At 71.1% G+C, this 20,176-nt stretch carries 18 protein-coding genes; 10 read left to right on the top strand and 8 right to left on the bottom strand.

The window, feature by feature from the left end:
* The first annotated feature begins 254 nt into the window (after positions 1–254).
* Positions 255–383: a hypothetical protein gene (locus ACLJPY_RS24840; protein WP_410591903.1), complete on the top strand. Its 129-nt coding sequence runs from the start codon at positions 255–257 to the stop codon at positions 381–383.
* On the opposite strand, the gene ACLJPY_RS24835 is transcribed toward ACLJPY_RS24840, so the two are convergent.
* Entirely contained in the window at positions 380–1,240 is an 861-nt protein-coding gene (locus ACLJPY_RS24835) for a RimK family alpha-L-glutamate ligase (protein WP_410591902.1), read from the bottom strand. The two genes, ACLJPY_RS24840 and ACLJPY_RS24835, sit on opposite strands and share 4 nt — an antisense overlap.
* On the bottom strand, positions 1,237–1,551 hold the full coding sequence (locus ACLJPY_RS24830) for a hypothetical protein (protein ID WP_410591900.1): 315 nt from the start codon (positions 1,549–1,551) through the stop codon (positions 1,237–1,239). The genes ACLJPY_RS24835 and ACLJPY_RS24830 overlap by 4 nt, the downstream gene beginning before the upstream one ends.
* 126 nt (positions 1,552–1,677) lie before the next feature.
* Here ACLJPY_RS24830 and ACLJPY_RS24825 point away from each other — a divergent pair, with 126 nt between their 5' ends.
* Entirely contained in the window at positions 1,678–2,646 is a 969-nt protein-coding gene (locus ACLJPY_RS24825) for a quinone oxidoreductase family protein (protein WP_410591898.1), read from the top strand.
* A 46-nt stretch (positions 2,647–2,692) separates the two neighbouring features.
* On the opposite strand, the gene ACLJPY_RS24820 is transcribed toward ACLJPY_RS24825, so the two are convergent.
* From ACLJPY_RS24820 to ACLJPY_RS24800, 5 genes are all read right to left on the bottom strand, one after another.
* A complete protein-coding gene (locus ACLJPY_RS24820) occupies positions 2,693–3,256 on the bottom strand; it encodes an FKBP-type peptidyl-prolyl cis-trans isomerase (protein WP_410591897.1) in 564 nt (187 codons plus the stop codon).
* A gap of 10 nt (positions 3,257–3,266) precedes the next feature.
* Positions 3,267–5,504: a HelD family protein gene (locus ACLJPY_RS24815; protein ID WP_410591895.1), complete on the bottom strand. Its 2,238-nt coding sequence runs from the start codon at positions 5,502–5,504 to the stop codon at positions 3,267–3,269.
* 60 nt (positions 5,505–5,564) lie between these two features.
* On the bottom strand, positions 5,565–6,164 hold the full coding sequence (locus ACLJPY_RS24810) for a hypothetical protein (protein WP_410591893.1): 600 nt from the start codon (positions 6,162–6,164) through the stop codon (positions 5,565–5,567).
* An 8-nt stretch (positions 6,165–6,172) separates the two neighbouring features.
* Complete coding sequence (locus ACLJPY_RS24805; protein WP_410591891.1) at positions 6,173–6,421, bottom strand: hypothetical protein; 249 nt, start codon at positions 6,419–6,421, stop codon at positions 6,173–6,175.
* 89 nt (positions 6,422–6,510) lie between these two features.
* On the bottom strand, positions 6,511–7,491 hold the full coding sequence (locus ACLJPY_RS24800; RefSeq protein WP_410591890.1) for a heme o synthase: 981 nt from the start codon (positions 7,489–7,491) through the stop codon (positions 6,511–6,513).
* A gap of 295 nt (positions 7,492–7,786) precedes the next feature.
* Between ACLJPY_RS24800 and tkt the strand changes: the two genes are divergently transcribed.
* The 6 genes from tkt to pgl are packed head-to-tail and all read left to right on the top strand — an operon-like array spanning position 7,787 to position 15,947.
* Positions 7,787–9,889, top strand: a complete 2,103-nt coding sequence (gene tkt, locus ACLJPY_RS24795; protein WP_410591888.1) for a transketolase — start codon at positions 7,787–7,789, stop codon at positions 9,887–9,889.
* Positions 9,890–9,903: 14 nt separating this feature from the next.
* Positions 9,904–11,016, top strand: coding sequence for a transaldolase (tal, locus tag ACLJPY_RS24790; RefSeq protein ID WP_410591886.1), 1,113 nt, complete (start codon positions 9,904–9,906; stop codon positions 11,014–11,016).
* 8 nt (positions 11,017–11,024) lie between these two features.
* Positions 11,025–12,641: a glucose-6-phosphate isomerase gene (locus ACLJPY_RS24785; protein ID WP_410591885.1), complete on the top strand. Its 1,617-nt coding sequence runs from the start codon at positions 11,025–11,027 to the stop codon at positions 12,639–12,641.
* 2 nt (positions 12,642–12,643) lie between these two features.
* Complete coding sequence (gene zwf, locus ACLJPY_RS24780; protein WP_410591883.1) at positions 12,644–14,167, top strand: glucose-6-phosphate dehydrogenase; 1,524 nt, start codon at positions 12,644–12,646, stop codon at positions 14,165–14,167.
* Complete coding sequence (gene opcA, locus ACLJPY_RS24775) at positions 14,164–15,171, top strand: glucose-6-phosphate dehydrogenase assembly protein OpcA (RefSeq protein WP_410591881.1); 1,008 nt, start codon at positions 14,164–14,166, stop codon at positions 15,169–15,171. The genes zwf and opcA overlap by 4 nt, the downstream gene beginning before the upstream one ends.
* Entirely contained in the window at positions 15,168–15,947 is a 780-nt protein-coding gene (pgl, locus tag ACLJPY_RS24770; protein ID WP_410591879.1) for a 6-phosphogluconolactonase, read from the top strand. Before opcA ends, pgl begins: the two co-directional genes overlap by 4 nt.
* A 444-nt stretch (positions 15,948–16,391) precedes the next feature.
* Here the strand turns inward: pgl and ACLJPY_RS24765 are convergent, their stop codons facing one another.
* Positions 16,392–16,955 (bottom strand): TetR/AcrR family transcriptional regulator, encoded by a 564-nt coding sequence (locus ACLJPY_RS24765; RefSeq protein WP_410591877.1) that lies wholly within the window; start codon positions 16,953–16,955, stop codon positions 16,392–16,394.
* A 70-nt stretch (positions 16,956–17,025) separates the two neighbouring features.
* Between ACLJPY_RS24765 and ACLJPY_RS24760 the strand changes: the two genes are divergently transcribed.
* Positions 17,026–18,117, top strand: a complete 1,092-nt coding sequence (locus ACLJPY_RS24760; RefSeq protein WP_410591875.1) for an FAD-dependent oxidoreductase — start codon at positions 17,026–17,028, stop codon at positions 18,115–18,117.
* 290 nt (positions 18,118–18,407) lie between these two features.
* A complete protein-coding gene (locus ACLJPY_RS24755) occupies positions 18,408–19,607 on the top strand; it encodes a sensor histidine kinase (RefSeq protein WP_410591873.1) in 1,200 nt (399 codons plus the stop codon).
* Positions 19,608–20,176: the final 569 nt, after the last annotated feature.

Here is a 20,176-nt window from a genome sequence, read left to right as displayed (position 1 = left end):
GCACCCACCAGATCCCCGTCCCGGCGCCTGGCCAACGACCCCAGCGCGGCCTTCGCCGGTGACTCCGGAAGAGCCTCCGGCAAAGATCGAAAATCCGCGGAAAAGTCCGACACGAAGAAACACCTCCGCACCACCAAAGATCAATTACGGCCCCGGCTCCCGCGTGGCACGCTGAAATGCGGGCGTACTAGTACACCACAAAGAAGGGTAGTACAGTGGGCAAGGAAAAGGACACTTCCCGGACAACGGGACAAATGATCAAAGCCAGCTTGACCGGGATCGGCGGGCTTTACGTAGTCACCGGTTCGGTGACCGTCACCGCGATCGGGGCGGTCGTCGCCCTGGGGCTGGCCGGGGCGCAGCGAGCCGGCCGGGGACGCTAGGCCAGCTGCTGCCGCACCGCGGAGGCGAACCGCATCGCCGCACCCTCGTCCGCCTGCCGGAACCCCAGTGACGGCTCCGTCAGCTCCAGCTCCAGCAGCAACGGCTTCCCGTCCGCCCCGCGCACCACGTCCACCCGCGCGTACAGCAACTCCGCCCGCAGGATTCCCAACAACGCCGAAGCCGCGTCCAGCGCGTCTTCCGCCAGCGCCACCGCGTCCGCGGGCGGCGAAGCCGGGGCCAGCTCCTCCGACAGGTACAGCCCGGAAGCGTCCAGAGTGGACCCCAGGATCGCGCTCTTGGTGAACCCGTGGGAGAAAACGCCGCCCAGGTACACCAGGGACAGCTCACCTTCACTGTCCACGCTGGACTGGTACGGCTGCACCAGCGCCGTGTGCCCCTCGGCGTGCAACGCAGCCACGTGCGAAGCAGCGTCGGCGCCCGCGGCGAACCGGGCCGCTCCGCGCGAACCCGCTCCCACCGACGGCTTCACCACGTAGTCCGACGTCGGGAAGGCGGCCGGCGAACCGGGCGGGACCAACGACGTCGGCACCACCGCCAGTCCCGCGTCGAGCAGCTCCACCAGGTACGACTTGTCCGTGTTCCACCGCACCACGTCGGCCGGGTTGAACAGCGACGGCACCGACTCGCACCACGACAGGAACTCCGTGCGCCGCGAAGCGTAGTCCCAGGTCGCGCGCAGGATCACCGCGTCCGCCGCCGCGAAGTCGTAGTCCGAATCCCAGGGTGCCCACGAGACCGAAAAGCCCAGCGCCGACAACGCCGACACCACGGCGTCTTCGTCGCCGTCACCCGAAGGGAGTTCCGCGCAGCTGACCAGGACCGCCGTGCGGCTCACCGGCCCGCCATCTTGCGGCGGTGCTCCGGGCCGATCTTCGTCTGGTTGACCGTCTCCGCGTCCCACGTCGCCGGGGCGAGGTCCTCGACCGCCTCGATCAGCGCTTCGCCCGTCGCCGCGGACGGGACCACGACGTCGCCGAGAGCGCCGTCCGCGCCGACCAGGACCACGCGGGCGCCCGCCCGGCCGATGTTCTCCACCACCGCACGGGAGGGCTTGCCGTGCGCCTTCACGAACTTGCGGGCCGCGGCCAGCTGGGCGCCGGTCGGCGGCACGACGGTTTCTTCGGTTTCAGCCACGTCCCGAACCATACAGCGGAGCGAAGCTCCTCCTTCGAGGGTGGCGGTGGGGAAGGTGGCGGAACAACCGGCCGGAACGCGGAACAGCGTGGCCTCGGCCATAGTTGGACCGGGGAGAACCCGATCCGAGGAGGACGCATGCCCACCGCAGTGCAGGTGACGAAGACCGGCGGCCCGGAAGTGCTCGAACCGGCCGAAGTGGACGTCCGCGCCCCGCAGGACGGCGAGCTCCTCGTCGACGTCGCCGCGGCCGGGGTCAACTACATCGACACCTACCAGCGCCAGGGCATCTACCCGATGGACCTGCCGTTCGTGCTCGGCCTCGAAGGCGCCGGCACCGTCGTGGAGGCGGGCGCCGGCACCGGCTTCGCCCCCGGCGACCGCGTCGCGTGGCAAGGGTCGATCGGCAGCTACGCGGCCCGCAAGCTCGTCCCGGCGTCGGTCGCGGTGAAGGTGCCCGAAGGCGTTTCCCTGGAGACCGCCGCCGCGACCATGCTGCAGGGCATCACCGCGCACTACCTGGTCGCGTCCACCTTCGAGGTCAAGCCGAGGCACGACGTGCTGGTGCACGCGGCCGCGGGCGGCGTCGGCCTGCTGCTGGTCCAGCTGGCGAAGGCGCGCGGTGCCCGCGTCATCGGCACGGTGTCGACCGAGGAGAAGGAGAAGCTCGCCCGCGAAGCCGGCGCCGACGACGTGATCCGCTACGACCGCGACGACTTCGCCAAGATCACCCGCGAGCTGACGAACGGCGAAGGCGTCGACGTCGTCTACGACGGCGTCGGCAAGGACACCGTCGACGGCAGCCTGGCCAGCCTGAAGGTGCGAGGCCTGCTGGCCCTGTTCGGCGCGTCCAGCGGCCCGGTGCCGCCGCTGGACCCGCAGCGCCTCAACTCCGGCGGCTCGCTCTACCTGACCCGCCCGACGTCCGTGCACTACGTCCGCACCCGTGACGAACTGGACTGGCGCGCGAAGGAACTCTTCGACGCCATCCAGGCCGGTCAGCTGAACATCCGCATCGGCGGCAAGTACCCGCTGGCCGACGCCCGCAAGGCCCACGAAGACCTCCAAGGCCGCCGCACCACCGGCAAGCTCCTGCTGATCCCGTAAAGCGTGAAGGCCACCTCCGTTCTCTCGGAGGTGGCCTTCACACACGTCAGGCGGCGGCGACCGACACGGCGTCGGTGACGAAGACCAGGGTCTCGTTCGGCTTCATCCGCCCGCCGCCGTCGCCGTAGGCGAGGTCCGGCGGGATGATCAGCAGGCGGCGGGCGCCCTGCTTGATGCCGGCCAGGCCCTGGTCCCAGCCCGGGATGACGTCCCCGGCGCCGAGGTTCAGGTCGAACGTCTGGCCGCGGTCGAAGGAGCTGTCCAGCTTCTGCTTGTCCGACCAGGTCACCAGCAGGTAGTTCATCTTGAGCTTCTGCCCGGCCTTGGCCGGCTCGCCGGTGCCTTCGGACAGGTCCTTCGTCACCAGCTTCTTCGGCGGGTCGCAGTCGTCGGGGATGGTGATCGTCGGCACTTCCCCGAACTTGCCCGTCGTCTTGACGTCGTCCGCGGTGCACTCGCGGCCCTTGCTCTGGGTCGCCGGTGCGGCGCTCGACGACGACGGGGCCGGCGGGCTCGCCGGGGCGGCCGTCTCGGTCTTGGCCTGCTGGCCGCACGCGGCCAGCGACAGCGCCGCCGCGGCGACGACCACGATCTTCCCGATGTTCTGCATGCCGGGCACCCTAGCCAAGCACGGAGAGTGCCGGGACGTCGTCACCCGTGGTGACCAAGCCGAGCCGGCGCGTGGCCCGGGTCAGCGCCACGTACAGGTCGTTGAGCCCGCGCGGCGACCCCGCGACGACCTCGTCCGGCGCGACCAGCACCACCGAATCGAACTCCAGCCCCTTCGACCGCTCCACCGTCAGCACGCTCAGCCGTTCGTCGTACGAGCCGAGCAGCGCCGAGACCGCTTCGAACCGACCGGCGGGCACCAGCACCGCCACCGTGCCACCGTCCGCTTCGGACAGTTCGCGCGCCACCAGCCCGGGCAGCTCCGCCGCCAGGGACTCCGGCCGCACCGACCACGGCGGCACCCCGGTTTCCCGCACCGACGACGGCGCCGACAGCTCCGGCGAGACCGCCGCGAGCACCCGCGCCGCGACGGCCATGATCTCGGCCGGCGTGCGGTAGTTCACGGTCAGCTGCTCCAGCCGCCAGCGGTCCTTGACGTACGGCGAGAGCACCTCGCCCCACGACCGCGCCCCACCCGCCGCGCCGGTCTGGGCGACGTCGCCGACCAGCGTCATCGACCGGTTCGGCGTGCGCCGCATCAGCAGCCGCCAGTCCATCGCCGACAGCTCCTGGGCCTCGTCGACGATCACGTGGCCGAAGGTCCAGGTCCGGTCCTGCGCGGCCCGCTGGGCGGCGGTCAGCTCACTGCGCTCCTGCTGGCGCTCGGCGAACAGCTCGGCGTCGAGGACGTCGGACACGCGCAGCAGTTCCTCGTCGATGATCTCTTCGTCCTGCTCGAGGATATCGAGCACGCCCTCGGCGTACGCGCGGTCCTCGCGCTCACGGCGTTTGCGCTCGACGCGGGCTTCGGTGTCGTCGACGCCGATCAGCTCGGCGAGCTCGTCGAGCAGCGGCACGTCGGCGGGTGTCCAGCGGGCGTCGCGACCGCTCTCGAGCAGGGCGCGGTCGGCCTCCGGCAGCAGCTTGCCGACGGCGCCGGCGAGCCGTTCGCGGTCGGCGAACAGGTCGTCGAGCACGCCTTCCGGGCTCAGCACCGGCCACAGCTCGTTCAGCGCCGCGGCGACGTTGTCGTCCGCGGCCAGCTCCGCGCGGATGTCGGCCAGGTCCTGCCCGTCGAGGAGGTCCTCCCCCAGCTTGCGGGCCGCCTGGCGGGTGAGCGCGTCGAGGACGTCGGAGACGAACAGGCGGCGCGCCGGGTTGTGCGGGCGCCGCGACCGGCGGGCGCGGGTGCGGGCGTCGGTGCACGTCTTGCGGTCCAGCTTGAGCACGTCGTGCTCGTACTCGATCTCCAGCACCGGCTCGGGCACGCGCTGGCGGTCGCGGACGGCGTTGGCGAGCACCTCGGCCATGACCAGCCTGCCCTTGACCTCGGTGGCCTCGCGGGGTTCGACGCCGTCGGCGTCCAGGCCCGGGTAGAGCTGCCCGATGGTGGCGAGCAGCACGCCGGTCTCGCCGAGCGACGGCAGCACCTGGCCGATGTAGCGCAGGAAGGTGCTGTTCGGGCCGACGACGAGCACGCCGCGCGTGGTGAGCTGCTGGCGGTGCGTGTAGAGCAGGTAGGCCGCGCGGTGCAGCGCGACGGCGGTCTTGCCGGTGCCCGGGCCGCCCTGGACGACCATGACGCCGCCGAGCGGGGCGCGGATGATGCGGTCCTGCTCGGCCTGGATGGTGGCGACGATGTCGCTCATCTCGCCGGTGCGCCGCTGCTCCAGGGCGGCCAGCAGCGCGGCCTCGCCGGCCAGCCCGAGGTCCTGGCCCTGGTCGGCGGCGGTGAGGTCGAGGACCTCGTCGTCGAAGCCGGTGACCTTGCGGCTCAGCGACCGCAGGTGGCGCCGCCGCCGCACCCCTTCGGGTGACGCGGCGGTGGCCAGGTAGAACGGCCGCGCGACCGGCGCCCGCCAGTCGACCAGCAGCGGCCGGTAGTCGTCGTCTTCGTCGAACAGGCCGAGCCGGCCGATGTAGGTGGTTTCCTCGGCGCTCTCGGGGACGAAGTCGAGCCGGCCGAAGGCCAGGCCCTGCTCGACCGAGCCGAGCTGGGCGAGCCGGTCGGTGTAGAGGGTGGTGGCGACGTCGCGCTCGGTGCGGGCCTGCGGGGTGCCGCCGGTCTGCCGCAGGGTTTCGTCGAGGCGGCGCTGGGCTTCGAGGCGCTCGGCGTCGAGCTTCGAGTAGAGGGTGGTGACGTACGCCTGCTCGCGGGCGAGCTCGGCGGAAAAGTCGTCCGAAGACAAGGATCCTGCTTTCGCCTCAAGGAAAAGAGCCAACGAAGTGTAACGGCGGCCGCCGCGGGATCATTCCGTCCCGAGGGCGCAGTACGGGGAGACCTCACCGGCCCGCACGGCGACCGGCAGCACCTTTTCCCCCGGCGCGCACGAAACGGCCGCCGGCGGCAGCTGCTCACCGCCGGTGATTCGCCCGTCCGGGGCACGGAACAGCACCGCGGCGCCCCGGCTGGTCAGCGGACGGCAGTTCCCGGAGCGGTAGCGGACCCCGCCGGGGACGACTTCGGCGGTCACGGGCGTGAAGCCGCCGAGCGACTCGAGCGGCAGCCAAGTGGCCGGGCCGACGACGGGGTGGCCGAGCACCACCCCGATCCGCTGCCCCGGGGTGAGCACGGGCACTTCGACGGTCTGGGCCCCGGAGGTGACGCCGATCCGGTAGGCAGCGAGGGTGCTGGTGTTCTCCAGCACGGCGGCGCCCGCTCCCTGCTCGGCGACGCGGACGGCCCCGCCGTCGGGAGCCGGGCCGGGGACCGCGGTGATCTTGGCCGGGATGGCGCAGCCGGTCCCGAGGAGCCGGTTCTGGTCGAGGTCGAAGCGGCCGCGCCCGAGGAGGGCGAGCAGCGCGAAGACGGCGATCGCGACCACGGCGATGCCGATCTTCTTGAACACCGGGGTTCTCACGGGATCCCGGCGTTCGAGCTCACGACGCTGTCGAGCTCGCGGGCTTGCCCGTAATACGCCCCGGCCACCTCGTAGACCATCGCCCGCGCACTGGGCAGCCAGTAAGCAGGGATCTCGTCCAGGTTTGCCGGGAACAGCACCTCCGCCAGCGGGACTCGCCGCCCGGCGAGCAGCGCGGTGATTCCGTCGAACGTCCGCGAGCCGGGGGTGTTCTCCGCACAGTCGTCGCCCAGCAGTTCCGCCACCCGCTCGGGTGACCAGGTGTGGTCGGCGCCGAGGACGGTGCCGGACTCGATGACGTCGGCGAAGAACTCCGCCGGGCTCAGAACCGGATTCAGAACGGCAGGCCGAGGGTGGGCAGCCCGATGGCCGAGTCCACGGCCAGGGCCACGAACACGATCATCAGGTACGTGTTCGACCGGTGGAACAACGCCATCGGCTTGGTCTCTTCGCCCCGCCGCACGGCCGCCTGCAAACTGTGCGCGTAGAAGAGGAACCAGCCGCCCGCGAGGATCGCGAACGTGCCGTACAGCCAGGACGTCACCGGGAGCAGCAGCAGCGTCCACGCCACCATCACCCACGAGTAGATGACGATCTGGCGGGCGACGTGCTGGGCCGTCGCGACCACCGGCAGCATCGGGACGCCCGCGCGCTCGTAGTCGTCGCGGTACTTCATGCCCAGCGCCCACGTGTGGGGCGGGGTCCAGAAGAAGATCACGCCGAACATCACGAACGCCGGCCACTGGACCGTGCCGGTGACGGCCGCCCAGCCGATGACCACCGGCATGCAGCCGGCCGCGCCGCCCCAGACCACGTTCTGCGACGTGCGCCGCTTGAGGCCGAGCGTGTAGACGAAGATGTAGAACAGGATCGTCGCGATGGCCAGCAGAGCCGAGAGCAGGTTCACCGTGAAATAGAGCACGACGAACGACGCGACGCCCATCACCAAGCCGAAGACCAGCGCGCCGCGGCGGGGCACCGAGTCCTTCACCAGCGGACGGCGCTTCGTGCGGTTCATCACCTTGTCGATGTCCGCGTCGATCACGCAGTTGAGCGCGTTCGCGCTGCCCGCGGCCATCGTCCCGCCGACCAGCGTGGCCAGGACCAGCCACGGCGAGGGGATCTGACGGCCGGCGAGGAACATCGCCGGGATGGTGGTCACCAGCAGGAGCTCGATCACCCGCGGCTTGGCCAGCGCGGCGTAGGCCCCGACGACCCGGCGGAAGCTTCGCCGGTCACCGTGCGGTCGCTCACCGGTCGGGTGCACGGCGCTGGTGTCGTCACTGCGTCCGTGCGCAGCGTTCACCAACGACATTTCTCTCCCTGCGTCAGGTTCGGGCGGGCAAGTCCGGGTAGGCAGTGGTGGTGCCGCGCAAACCTGCCGGACTGAACCCTCGAACGATGTTAGACGTGGTGAATCCCGTGGGTGATCGCGGGTCCTCGACCGGCCCAAGCACTAGGCTGACCGCGACGGGCCGCGATTGCCCCTGCGCATGGCCGCGAGCAGGAATATCGTCCCTTCGGGATCGATTGAGATAAGTAGCCGCGCGTACGGGTAACCGGAACGAGGAAGACCAGCCGCAACCATCATGACCGGGAGTTGGAGTTCAGTGTCCGAAACCGCCACTACCAGCGAGAACAACCCACTCCTCCGGCGCAACGTACCCGCCGACTGGACCGACACCGACACCCGCGCCGTGGACACCGTCCGGGTGCTCGCCGCCGACGCGGTCGAGAACTGTGGCAGCGGCCACCCCGGCACCGCGATGAGCCTGGCGCCGCTGGCCTACACGCTGTTCCAGCGCACCATGCGCCACGACCCGAACGACCAGCACTGGCCGGGCCGTGACCGGTTCATCCTGTCGGCCGGGCACTCCAGCCTGACCCTCTACATCCAGTTGTTCCTCGCCGGCTACGGCCTCGAGCTCGAGGACCTCAAGCAGCTGCGCAAGTGGGGCTCCAAGACCCCGGGTCACCCGGAGTACCGCCACACCGACGGCGTCGAGACCACCACCGGCCCGCTCGGCCAGGGCCTGGCGAACGGCGTGGGCATGGCGATGGCCGCTCGCCGCGAGCGCGGCCTGCTGGACCCGGACGCCGCTCCGGGCGAGAGCATCTTCGACCACCACATCTTCGTGATCGCCTCCGACGGCGACATCGAAGAGGGCGTCACCTCCGAGGCCTCGTCCATCGCGGGCCGCCAGGAGCTGGGCAACCTGATCGTCTTCTACGACGACAACAAGATCTCGATCGAGGACGACACCAACATCGCGCTGTCCGAGGACACCGTCGCGCGCTACGAGGCCTACGGGTGGCACACCCAGGTCGTCGAGGGCGGCGAGGACGTCGTCGCGATCGAAGAGGCGATCAAGAACGCCAAGGCCGAGACGCAGCGGCCGTCCTTCATCGCGCTGCGGACCGTCATCGGCTACCCGGCCCCCAAGAAGATGGGCACCGGCAAGGCGCACGGCGCCGCGCTGGGCGGCGAAGAGGTCGCCGCGGTCAAGGAGATCCTCGGCTTCGACCCGAACCAGTCGTTCGTCGTCGAGGACGACGTGCTCAAGCACACCCGCCAGGCGGCCGAGCGCGGCAAGGCCGCCCACGCCGAGTGGCAGGAGAAGTACGAGGCCTGGGGCCGGGCCAACCCGGAGCGCAAGAAGATCGGCGACCGGATGGCCACCCGCACGCTGCCCGAGGGCTTCGCCGACAACCTGCCGAAGTGGGAGCCGGACGCCAAGGGCGTCGCGACCCGCAAGGCCTCCGGTGAGGTGCTCAACGCCCTCGCCGAGCCGCTGCCGGAGCTGTGGGGCGGCTCGGCCGACCTGGCCGAGAGCAACAACACGACGATGAAGGGCGCCGACTCGTTCGGTCCCGAGAAGGCCGCCACCGACATGTGGCAGGCCAACCCGTACGGCCGGACGCTGCACTTCGGCGTCCGCGAGCACGCCATGGGCTCGATCCTGAACGGGATCGCGCTGCACGGCGGCACCCGCCCGTACGGCGCGACGTTCCTCATCTTCTCCGACTACATGCGCCCGCCGGTCCGGCTGGCCGCGCTGATGAAGGCGCCGGTCACCTACGTCTGGACGCACGACTCGATCGGCCTCGGCGAGGACGGCCCGACGCACCAGCCGATCGAGCAGCTCTCCGCGCTGCGCGCGATCCCGGGCCTCAACGTCGTCCGCCCGGCGGACGCCAACGAGACCGCGTACGCCTGGAAGGCCGTGCTGGAGGACATCCACCACCCGTCGGGCCTGGCGTTGACCCGCCAGAACGTGCCGGTGCTCGAGGGCACCAGCGCCGAGGGCGTCGCCAAGGGCGGGTACGTGCTCGCCGACAGCGACGGCACCCCGGACGTGGTCCTCATCGCCACCGGTTCCGAGGTCCAGCTGGCGGTCGAGGCGAAGAAGACCCTGGACGCCGACGGCGTCAAGGCGCGTGTCGTGTCCATGCCGTGCGTCGAGTGGTTCGACGCGCAGGACGCGGCCTACCGCGAATCCGTCATCCCGGCCGCCGTGAAGGCCCGCGTGTCCGTCGAGGCGGGCATCGCCCAGTCGTGGCACCGCTTCACGGGTGACGCCGGGGTGAACGTTTCCATCGAGCACTTCGGTGCGTCGGCCGACGCGGCCACACTGTTCCGTGAGTTCGGGTTCACCGCGGAAGCCGTCGTCGAGGCCGCCCGTCGCTCGATCCAGAACACCAAGAATTCCTGAAGGGGATGACAGCAATGAGCAACGACAAGCTCGCGGCTCTGTCCGAAGCCGGCGTATCGATCTGGCTCGACGACCTCTCGCGTGAACGCCTGAACACCGGCAACCTGGCCGACCTGATCCGCGACAAGCACGTCGTGGGCGTGACGACCAACCCGACGATCTTCGCCAACGCGATGTCGAAGGGCGACGCCTACGACGAGCGGACGCGGGAGCTCGCGGCCCAGGGCGCCGACGTCGAGGCGACCATCCGCGACCTGACCACGACCGACGTGCGCAACGCCGCGGACCTGTTCCGCGACGTGTACAACGCCACGAACGGCGTCGACGGCCGCGTCTCCATCGAGGTCGACCCGCGCCTGGCCAAGGACAGCGACAAGACGGCCGTCGAGGCGCAGGACCTGTGGAAGACCGTCGACCGGCCGAACGTGCTGATCAAGATCCCGGCCACCGAAGAGGGCCTGCCGGCCATCACGAAGACCCTGGCCGAGGGCATCAGCGTCAACGTCACGCTGATCTTCTCCGTCGAGCGGTACAAGAAGGTCATCGAGGCCTACTTCGCCGGCCTGGAGCAGGCGAAGGCCAACGGCCACGACCTGCGCGGCATCCACTCGGTCGCGTCCTTCTTCGTGTCCCGTGTGGACACCGAGGTCGACAAGCGCCTGGAAGCGATCGGCACCGACGAGGCCCTGGGCCTGCGCGGCAAGGCCGCCGTCGCCAACGCGCGCCTCGCCTACGCGGCGTTCCAGGAGCTGTTCGCCTCCGACCGCTGGCAGGCCCTCGCGGCCGACGGCGCCAACGCGCAGCGCCCGCTGTGGGCGTCGACCGGCGTGAAGAACCCGGACTACTCCCCCACGCTGTACGTCGACGACCTGGTCGTCAAGGACACGGTCAACACGATGCCGGAGAAGACCCTCGACGCGGTCGCGGAGCACTCCGAGCTCAAGGGTGACCAGGTCACCGGCCACGCCGAAGAGGCGCAGCAGGTCTTCGACAGGCTCGCCGAGGTGGGCATCGACATCACCGACGTCTTCCTGACGCTGGAGAACGAGGGTGTCGAGAAGTTCGAGAAGTCGTGGACCGAGCTCCTGGACACCGTGAACGGGCAGCTCGAGCAGGCGAAGGGCTGAAGCACGACATGACGACAGGCGAAAAGACCGGCGTCGAGATCGTGGACGCCGAACTGGCGGAGCGGGCCGCGCCGCTGGCCGAGCGGCTGGTCGCCGACCAGGCCGCGTCGAAGCTGGCGGCGCAGGACGCGACGCTCTGGGGGCCGGACGCCGAATCCGAGGCGTCGATCCGGCTGTCGTGGACGACGCTGCACAAGTCGTCGCGGCCGCTGATCGGCGAGATCGAGGCGCTGCGGACCGAGCTGCGGTCCGAGGGCGTCGACCGGGTCGTGCTGGCCGGTATGGGCGGCTCGTCGCTGGCGCCGGAGGTCATCACCGCGACCGACGGCGTCGCGCTGACCGTCCTCGACACCACCGACCCGGGCCAGGTCGCGGACGCGCTCGCGGGCGACCTCGAGCGCACGGTGATCGTGGTGTCGTCGAAGTCGGGCGGCACCGTCGAGACCGACAGCCACCGGCGGATCTTCGCGAAGGCGTTCGCCGACGCGGGGATCGACGCGGGCCGGCGGATCGTGGTCGTCACCGACCCGGGCTCGCCGTTCCAGCAGCTGTCCGAAAAGGAGGGTTACCGCAAGACCTTCCTGGCCGACCCGCACGTCGGCGGCCGCTACTCGGCGCTGACCGCGTTCGGGCTCGTCCCGGCCGGCCTGGCCGGCGCGGACGTCGCCCGGTTGCTGGACCAGGCCGCTTCGGTGGCCGAGGAGCTCGCCGCGGACTCGGCGGACAACCCGGCGGTCAAGCTGGCCGCCGCGTGGGCCGCCGCGCACGAGGCCGGCGCCGAGAAGGTCGTCCTCGCCGACACCGGCTCCGGGATCAAGGGCTTCCCCGACTGGGCGGAGCAGCTGATCGCGGAGTCCACCGGCAAGCAGGGCACCGGCCTCCTGCCGGTCGCGGTCGAGAGCCCGGACGCACCCGGCTTCGTGGACGCGAAGTCCGACGCGACCCCGACGGCGATCGGCAGCCCGCAGGGCGCGGCGAAGGTCGCGGTGACCGGCTCGCTCGGGGCGCAGCTGCTGCTCTGGGAGTTCGCCACGGCGCTGGCCGGCCGGCTGATCGGGATCAACCCGTTCGACCAGCCCGACGTCGAGGCGGCGAAGAAGGCGGCCCGCGCGCTGCTGGACGACCCGGAGAAGCTCAAGGGCGGCGAGGAACCGTCCGCTGTGGACGGTCCGGTCGAGATCTTCGGGTCCGATGGGGTTTCCACGGACGGCAGCCTCGCTGACGTGCTCCGCGCGTTCTTCGCTTCGGCGCCGGACGGGGGCTACATCGCGGTGCAGGCCTACCTCGACCGGCTCGACGACGCCTCGACGTCGCTGCTGCGCGGTGAAATCGCCAAGCGCACCGGGAAGCAGACGACGTTCGGCTGGGGCCCGCGGTTCCTGCACTCCACCGGCCAGTACCACAAGGGCGGGCACCAGAACGGTGTCTTCCTGCAGCTGACCGGCGCCGTCGAGCAGGACCTCGACGTGCCGGACCGGCCGTACACGCTGGGGCAGCTGCAGCACGCGCAGGCCCTCGGCGACGGGCAGGTGCTCGCCGAGCACGGCCGCCCGGTGCTGCGCCTGCACCTGACCGACCGGGCCGCGGGCCTCGCGGCCGTCGTCCGCGCGGTACAGGAGGGCTGAGCATGACCTGGACCAATCCGCTGCGCGATCCGCGGGACAAGCGGCTCCCGCGCATCGCCGGGCCCTCCAGCCTGGTGATCTTCGGTGTCACCGGCGACCTGGCCCGCAAGAAGCTGATGCCCGCCATCTACGACCTGGCCAACCGCGGGCTGCTGCCCGCGGGCTTCTCGCTCGTCGGGTTCGCCCGGCGCGACTGGGAGCACCAGGACTTCGGCGAGCTCGTGCACGACTCGGTCAAGGAGCACGCGCGGACGCCGTTCAAGGAGTCGGTATGGAACCGGCTCGCCGAAGGCATCCGGTTCGTGCAGGGCACCTTCGACGACGACGACGCCTTCGACCGGCTCTCGCAGACGGTCCGCGACCTCGACGCCGAACGCGGCACCGGCGGCAACACCGCGTTCTACCTGTCGATCCCGCCCGGCGCGTTCCCGGTGGTGACCAAGCAGCTGGCCCGCTCGGGCCTGGCGAACGCCGACGAGAACACCTGGCGGCGCGTCGTCATCGAGAAGCCCTTCGGCCACGACCTGAAGAGCGCCGAAGAGCTGAACGCGATCGTCAACGACGTCTTCCCCGAGGAGTCGGTGTTCCGCATCGACCACTACCTCGGCAAGGAGACGGTGCAGAACATCCTGGCGCTGCGCTTCGCGAACCAGCTGTTCGAGCCGATCTGGAACGCCAACTACGTCGACCACGTGCAGATCACCATGGCCGAGGACATCGGCCTCGGCGGCCGCGCGGGGTACTACGACGGCATCGGCGCGGCCCGCGACGTCATCCAGAACCACCTGCTGCAGCTGCTCGCCTTCACCGCGATGGAGGAGCCGCTGTCGTTCGAGCCGCGGGCCCTGCGCGCGGAGAAGATCAAGGTCCTCTCCGGCGTCACGCCGGTCGGGCCGCTGAACAAGACCACCGCGCGCGGGCAGTACGCCGGCGGCTGGCAGGGCGGCACGAAGGTGCCCGGCCTGCTGCAGGAAGAGGGCTTCGCGAAGGACTCGAAGACCGAGACCTACGCCGCGGTGACGCTGGAGGTGCAGAACCGCCGCTGGGCCGGGGTGCCGTTCTACCTGCGCACCGGCAAGCGGCTCGGCCGCCGCGTCACCGAGATCGCCGTCGTGTTCAAGCGGGCGCCGCACCTGCCGTTCGACTCGACGTCGACCGAGGAGCTGGGGCAGAACGCCCTGGTCATCCGGGTCCAGCCGGACGAGGGCATCACGCTGCGGTTCGGCTCCAAGGTGCCGGGGACCACGATGGAGGTCCGCGACGTCACGATGGACTTCGGGTACGGGCACGCGTTCACCGAGTCCTCCCCCGAGGCCTACGAGCGGCTGATCCTGGACGTCCTGCTCGGCGAGCCGTCGCTGTTCCCGGTGAACGAAGAGGTCGAGCTCTCCTGGAAGATCCTCGACCCGATCCTCGACCACTGGGCCAAGGAAGGCGCGCCGGAGCAGTACGCGCCCGGCACGTGGGGCCCGGCGTCCGCCGACGAAATGCTGGAGCGCACCGGCCGGAAATGGAGGCGCCCGTGATCATCGACCTGCCGTCCACCACGACTTCGGCACTGAACAAGAAGCTGGTGGAGATCCGCGAACAGGGCGGGCAAGTCGCGCTCGGGCGGGTGCTGACGCTGGTCATCGTGGCCGACGACGACAACCACCTCGAAGCGGCGATCGAAGCGGCCAACGGGGCCAGCCGCGAGCACCCGTCCCGGGTGATCGTGGTGGCCAAGGGCGCCCGCACCGCGTCACCGCGCATCGACGGCCAGATCCGGGTCGGCGGCGACGCCGGCGCGAGCGAGGTCATCGTGCTGCGGCTCTACGGCCCGCTGGCCGCGCAGGGCCAGAGCGCGGTGGTGCCGCTGCTGCTGCCGGACGCACCGATCGTGTGCTGGTGGCCCGGGGCCGGCCCGAAGGACCCGGACAAGGACCCGCTCGGCGAGCTGGCCCAGCGCCGGATCACCGACTCGGCCGCGGAGAAGAACCCGGTCAAGGCGCTGACCACGCGGGCCAAGGCGTACACCGAAGGCGACACCGACCTGGCCTGGACGCGGCTGACGCACTGGCGTGCGCAGCTCGTCTCGGCGCTGGACCTGCCGCCGTACGAGAAGATCACCGGCGCGACGGTGACCGGCGAGGCCGACTCGCCGTCCACCGAACTGCTGGCCGCGTGGCTGGCCGAGTACCTGAAGGTGCCGGTGAAGCGGGTCAAGAGCTCGGGCGCCGCCGGGATCATCTCGGTGACGCTGGACCGCCGCTCGGGCCCGGTGGAGCTGCACCGGCCGGACGGCCGCGTGGGCACGCTGACCCAGCCGGGCCAGCCGACCCGCCGGATCGCCCTGCAGCGGCGCAACACGCAGGACTGCCTGGTCGAGGAGCTGCGGCGGCTCGACCCGGACGAGGTGTACGAGGCCGCGCTGCACGGGCTGGGCAAGATCACGTCCGGCACGAACGGCAAGACGGGCGCGCCGGCCAAGGCCGACGTGACGTCGCCGGCCGCGGCGGAGGGCTCGGCTGCTTCGGGTGCCGCGAAATGAGCAAGACGGAAGTCGTCGTCTACGCGAACCAGGACCTCCTGGCGGCCGCGGCGGCAGCCCGGCTCGTCACGCGGCTGGTGGACGTCCAGGCGGCCAAGGGATCGGCATCCCTGGTGCTGACCGGCGGCGGCACGGGCATCGCGGTGCTGTCGGAGCTGCGGGAGTCCTCGGCCCGCGACGCGATCGACTGGTCCCGGCTGGACATCTACTGGGGCGACGAGCGGTTCGTGCCGGCGGATTCGGACGAGCGGAACGAGAAGCAGGCGCGCGAGGCGCTCCTGGACCACGTCCCGCTGGATCCGAAGCGGGTCCACGTGATGGCCCCGTCGGACGGCGAGTTCGGGTCGGACGTCGACACGGCGGCTGAGGCCTACGCTTCGGTGCTGGCTGCCCAGGCGGGCCCCGAGGACCACGGCGACGTCCCATCGTTCGACATCATGCTGCTGGGCCTCGGCGGCGAGGGCCACACGGCATCGGTGTTCCCGGAGTCCCCGGCGGTGCACGAGACCGAACGGTCGGTGGTGGCGGTGCGCAACTGCCCGAAGCCCCCGCCGACGCGCATCTCGTTGACCCTGCCGGCGATCCGCCGGGCCCGGGACGTGTGGCTGATGACGGCCGGCGAAGCCAAGGCGGACGCGGTGGCTTTGGCGTTGGCGGGAGCGGGGGAAGTCCAGCTCCCGGTGGCGGGGGCGCGCGGCCACCGCCGGACGCTTTGGCTGCTGGATCGGGCCGCGGCGGGGAAGCTGACGAAGGTGTACCAGCCGCCTACGGCTTGAGGTTTGTCCGGTGAAGGCCCCCTGCTTCGGCAGGGGGCCTTCGCTTTTGCGGTGTTGTCGCGCGGGCCGGGGTCGCCGGTGTGGCTGGAGGCTGCCGCTGGGCAGGTCCGGCGGGGTGGCCCGGGTGGTCGGTCACGGCCGGGGCGCCGCCCGGCGGATCGGTCCCGCTTGAGCAAGCCCGGCGTGCCGCCCGCGCTTCAAAAGCCCGACGTACCGCCCGCGAGGCCGGTCCCGCTCGATCAAGTCCGGGGCGCGCCGAGTGGCCAGTCGCGCTTAAGCAGGCCGCGCGCGTGCCGCCTGCGGGCCGCCCGCGCTTCAACAAGCCTGACGTACCGCCCGCGAGGCCGGTCACGCTCCACCAAGCCCGGCGCACCGCCCGCGAGGCCGGTCACGCTCCAACAGGGTCGGACCGCCGTCGGCGTGCCGGTCGCGGTACCTGCCGCGTCACTCCGTCCGCCAGCCCCGCTCCAGCCGGGCGAAGATCTCCTCCGCCGCCCGCCTGCGGTGCGGGTGGGCGAGGATCAGCTCCCTCGACGCCAGTGCGAACCGGGCCAAGGCCGCGCACGCCACGTCGTCCGCAGGCGCGCCCGACTCCTCGGCGATCGCCCGGGCCAGCGCCGTCTCGTGGCGCATCCACATGCTCCGCGCGTAGTCGCGCAGGGCCGGGGTGCTCTCGATCAGGCGGATGAACTGCTCGCTCGGGCCGCCGTCCGCGCTGTCGCGCAGCATGTGCTCCCGCAGCGCGTCCACGATCGTGTGCGCCGGGGGCCGTCCGTGCACCGCCAGGACCAGCGCCGCCTCGATGTCCTCGTCCTGGTCGAACACCAGCGCTTCCTTGCTCGGGAAGTACTTGAACAACGTCGTCACCGAGACGTCGGCGGCGTCCGCGACCTCCTTCACCCCCACCTGGTCGTAGCCGCGCTCCAGGAACAGCGCGAGCGCGGCGTCGGCCAGCGCCCGGCGGGTCTGCGCCTTCTTGCGCTCGCGGCGCCCGATCACTTCCGTCATGCGGCGAAGTCTAACTCACTTCAAAAGTTGAGTCGTTGCACTTTTTGAGTGACTATGCTTTCGTAGTGACATGACTTTTCCCCGTATCGCGATCGCCGGCGCCGGTCTCGGTGGGCTCGCCTGCGCCCGCGTCCTGCAGCTCCACGGCCTCGACGTCGCCGTCTTCGAACAGGAATCCGCCGCTGACGCGCGCCCACAGGGCGGCACGCTCGACCTGCACGGCGACACCGGCCAGGTCGCCCTCCGCACCGCCCGGCTGGAAGACCGCTTCCGGGCCCTGGCCCGCCCCGAAGGCCAGCAGATGCGCGGCATCGACCCGCACACCGCCGAGGTGGTCATCGACGACGCCCCCGACGGCGACTTCCGCCCCGAGATCGACCGCGGCCAGCTCCGCGGGATGCTGCTGGACTCCCTCGCGCCCGGCACCGTCCGCTGGGGCCGCCCCATCGCCGATGTCACCCGGGCCGGACAGGTGACGTTCGCCGACGGCGGCTCGGCGGACTTCGACCTGGTCATCGGCGCGGACGGGGCGTGGTCGCGCGTCCGCCGCGCGCTCACCGGCGTCCGGCCGGAGTACAGCGGCGTCACGTTCGTCGAGTTCGGCCTGGACGACGCCGACCGCCGTCACCCGGCCCTGGCCGCGCTGACCGGCCAAGGGACGATGATGACGAAGATCGGCGGCAAGGCGCTCGTCGCCCAGCGGACCAGCAGCGGTCACATCCGCTGCTACGCCACCTTCTACGCACCCGAGGACTGGGCCGCGGGCCTTGACTTCGCCGACCCCGCCGCGGTGCGCGACCACCTGCTCGAGCGGTACGCCGGCTGGCACCCGGACCTGCTCGCGTACCTGCGGGAGCAGGACGGCGGGTTCACGAACCGGCCACTGCACGTCCTGCCGGTCCCCCACGCCTGGACGACCACGCCCCGGCTCACGCTGCTCGGCGACGCCGCGCACCTGATGCCGCCGCTCGGGGTCGGGGCCAACCTCGCCCTGCTGGACGGCACCGAGCTGGCGACCGCGCTGGCCACGGCGCCAAGCGTCGAGGAGGCCGTCCGCGCGTACGAGGCCGGGATGCTGCCGCGGTCGATCGAGACGGCCAGGGCCTGCGCCTCGGGCCTGCACGACCTGCTGAGCGACGACCTCCACTCGATGGCAGCCTGAGAACTACCGCCGGACGACCACACGTGGGTAACATGATTCCCACGATGTGGTCGTCTTGGTGCACAGTGGGAAGCAGAATTCCCACTCTTGGTAGCAACGATCTCCGGCTATCCCCCGGACGGCCCAGCCGGTTACGGAATCCGGACGTGGGTACACCGACCGCGGGTGAAACTAACCGTCTCCGTACGCCACCTCGTTAGCATCCGCACATTTGTCGGCGGCTGCGCGTCCCGATCGGGCCCTGAGCGCCTCTCACCAACAAGTCCACAAGACGAATGGGGTCGCCAGCGATGAGTACAGAGGGACTCTCGATTCCAGGCATCTCGATCGCGAGCTCGGGGCCGTCGGCCGCCGAGCGGGTGCGCAAGCGAGGGCTGAGCGTGTTCGGCTCGGTGCCGCGTCCCGCCGTCGTCACGTTTTCCATCGAGGCGGCCGCGGTCATCCTGGCCGTGCTCGACGTGTGGCTGGTGATCCCCGAGAAGGCCCAGCCCTACTCGATCTGGCTGTCCGGCGCCGCGTGCCTTGCGGTGGTGTTCCGGCGGAAGTTCCCGTTCCTCGCCGTGCTCGTCGCGGTCCCGGGCTTCCTGGCCGGCTGGGCGCAGCTCGCGTCGATGATCACCCTCGGCATGCTCGCCACCCGCCGTCAGCTGCACTGGCAGACGCTGGTCGGCGCGGCGCTGGTGTGGATGTGCCGGTTCGTGCAGTGGCCGCTGGAGGACTTCGCCGAGCTCAGCTGGCGCGAGCACATCCTGGACGGCATCTACGGCGTCCTGGTCGCCGGCATGCCGATCGCGATCGGCCTGCTCATCGGCGCGCGCACGGAGATTTCGAACAAGCTCGCCGAGCTGGCCACGAGCCGCGACCGCGAGCGCCGGTTCCACGCCGACGCCGTCCGCGCCGAGGAGCGCGCGCGGCTGGCCCGCGAGATGCACGACGTCGTCTCGCACCAGATCACGCTGATCGCCATGCAGGCGGGCGCGCTGCAGGCCCAGACCACCGACGACCGCGCGCAGGAGACGGCACAGGTCATCCGCACGCTGTCCAAGCGGACGCTGGAGGAGCTGCGGTCGCTGCTGAGCGTGCTGCGCGCGGGCCCGGACGACGACGGCCCACGCCCGGGCATCAACGACCTCGACCGGCTGATCCGGACGTCGGAGGTGCCGGTGCACCTGTCGGTGGAGCACCTGCCGGAGGCGCTGCCCAACCAGGTCTCGGCGGCGGCGTACCGGACGGTCCAGGAGTGCTTGACCAACGTCCACAAGCACGCCCCGGGCGCCACGGCGACGATCCGCATCCAGGGTGAGCACGGCGCGCTGAAGATCGAGGTCCGCAACGAGCGCGCCAACCGCCCGGCCGAGCGCTTGCCTTCGGGCGGCCACGGCCTGACGGGCTTGGCCGAGCGGGCCCGCCTGCTGGGCGGCAGCTTCGAGACATCGGGGACCGAGGACGGCGGCTTCCGCGTCCGGGCGCGGTATCCGCTGGACCGCTGACCTCCGGCCCCGGTATCCAGTTTACCGGCGAGGGACGACGATTTCGGCTTCGATGGCCCCGCGAGCGGAGGATTCCGGACGGAAACGACCGGAAGCCTCCGCTCGCGGCGGTTCTGGGCCCGGAACTGTCGGTGCTCGCCCGTAGTGTGGAATCGGGGGCTGCTCAGCACCGGACCGGAGGCATCGCGCCCGATCAGGCGGGCAACTTACGTGACCGGCCGGCATCTCACGTGATCAGGCGGCCATCTGACGTGGCTTGGCGGGGCATCTCGCGTGTCTGGGCGCGCATCTCGCGTAAGCGGGCGGGCATCTCGCGTGAGCAGGCGGGCATCTCGCGTGACTGGCGGGGCATCACGCGTGATTGGGCGAGCATCTCGCGTGACTGGCGGGGCATCACGCGTGACTGGCGGGGCATCGCGACGATGCCCCTCCAATCACGGGTGTGGAGTTGCCCCGGTGAGGCGGACACGGGTTTTTCAGGCAGCCAGGGCCTGACGGTAGCTGGTTCGGGCTTCGGCTGGGGTGTGGTGGCCGACCGTTGAGTGCAGCCGGTTGTGGTTGTAGTAGCG

It is taken from the genome of Amycolatopsis sp. lyj-23 (assembly GCF_046549135.1).
Classification (GTDB): domain Bacteria; phylum Actinomycetota; class Actinomycetes; order Mycobacteriales; family Pseudonocardiaceae; genus Amycolatopsis.
Note: the sequence above shows the minus strand (reverse complement) of the source record. Positions and strands in the feature narration are given on the sequence as shown.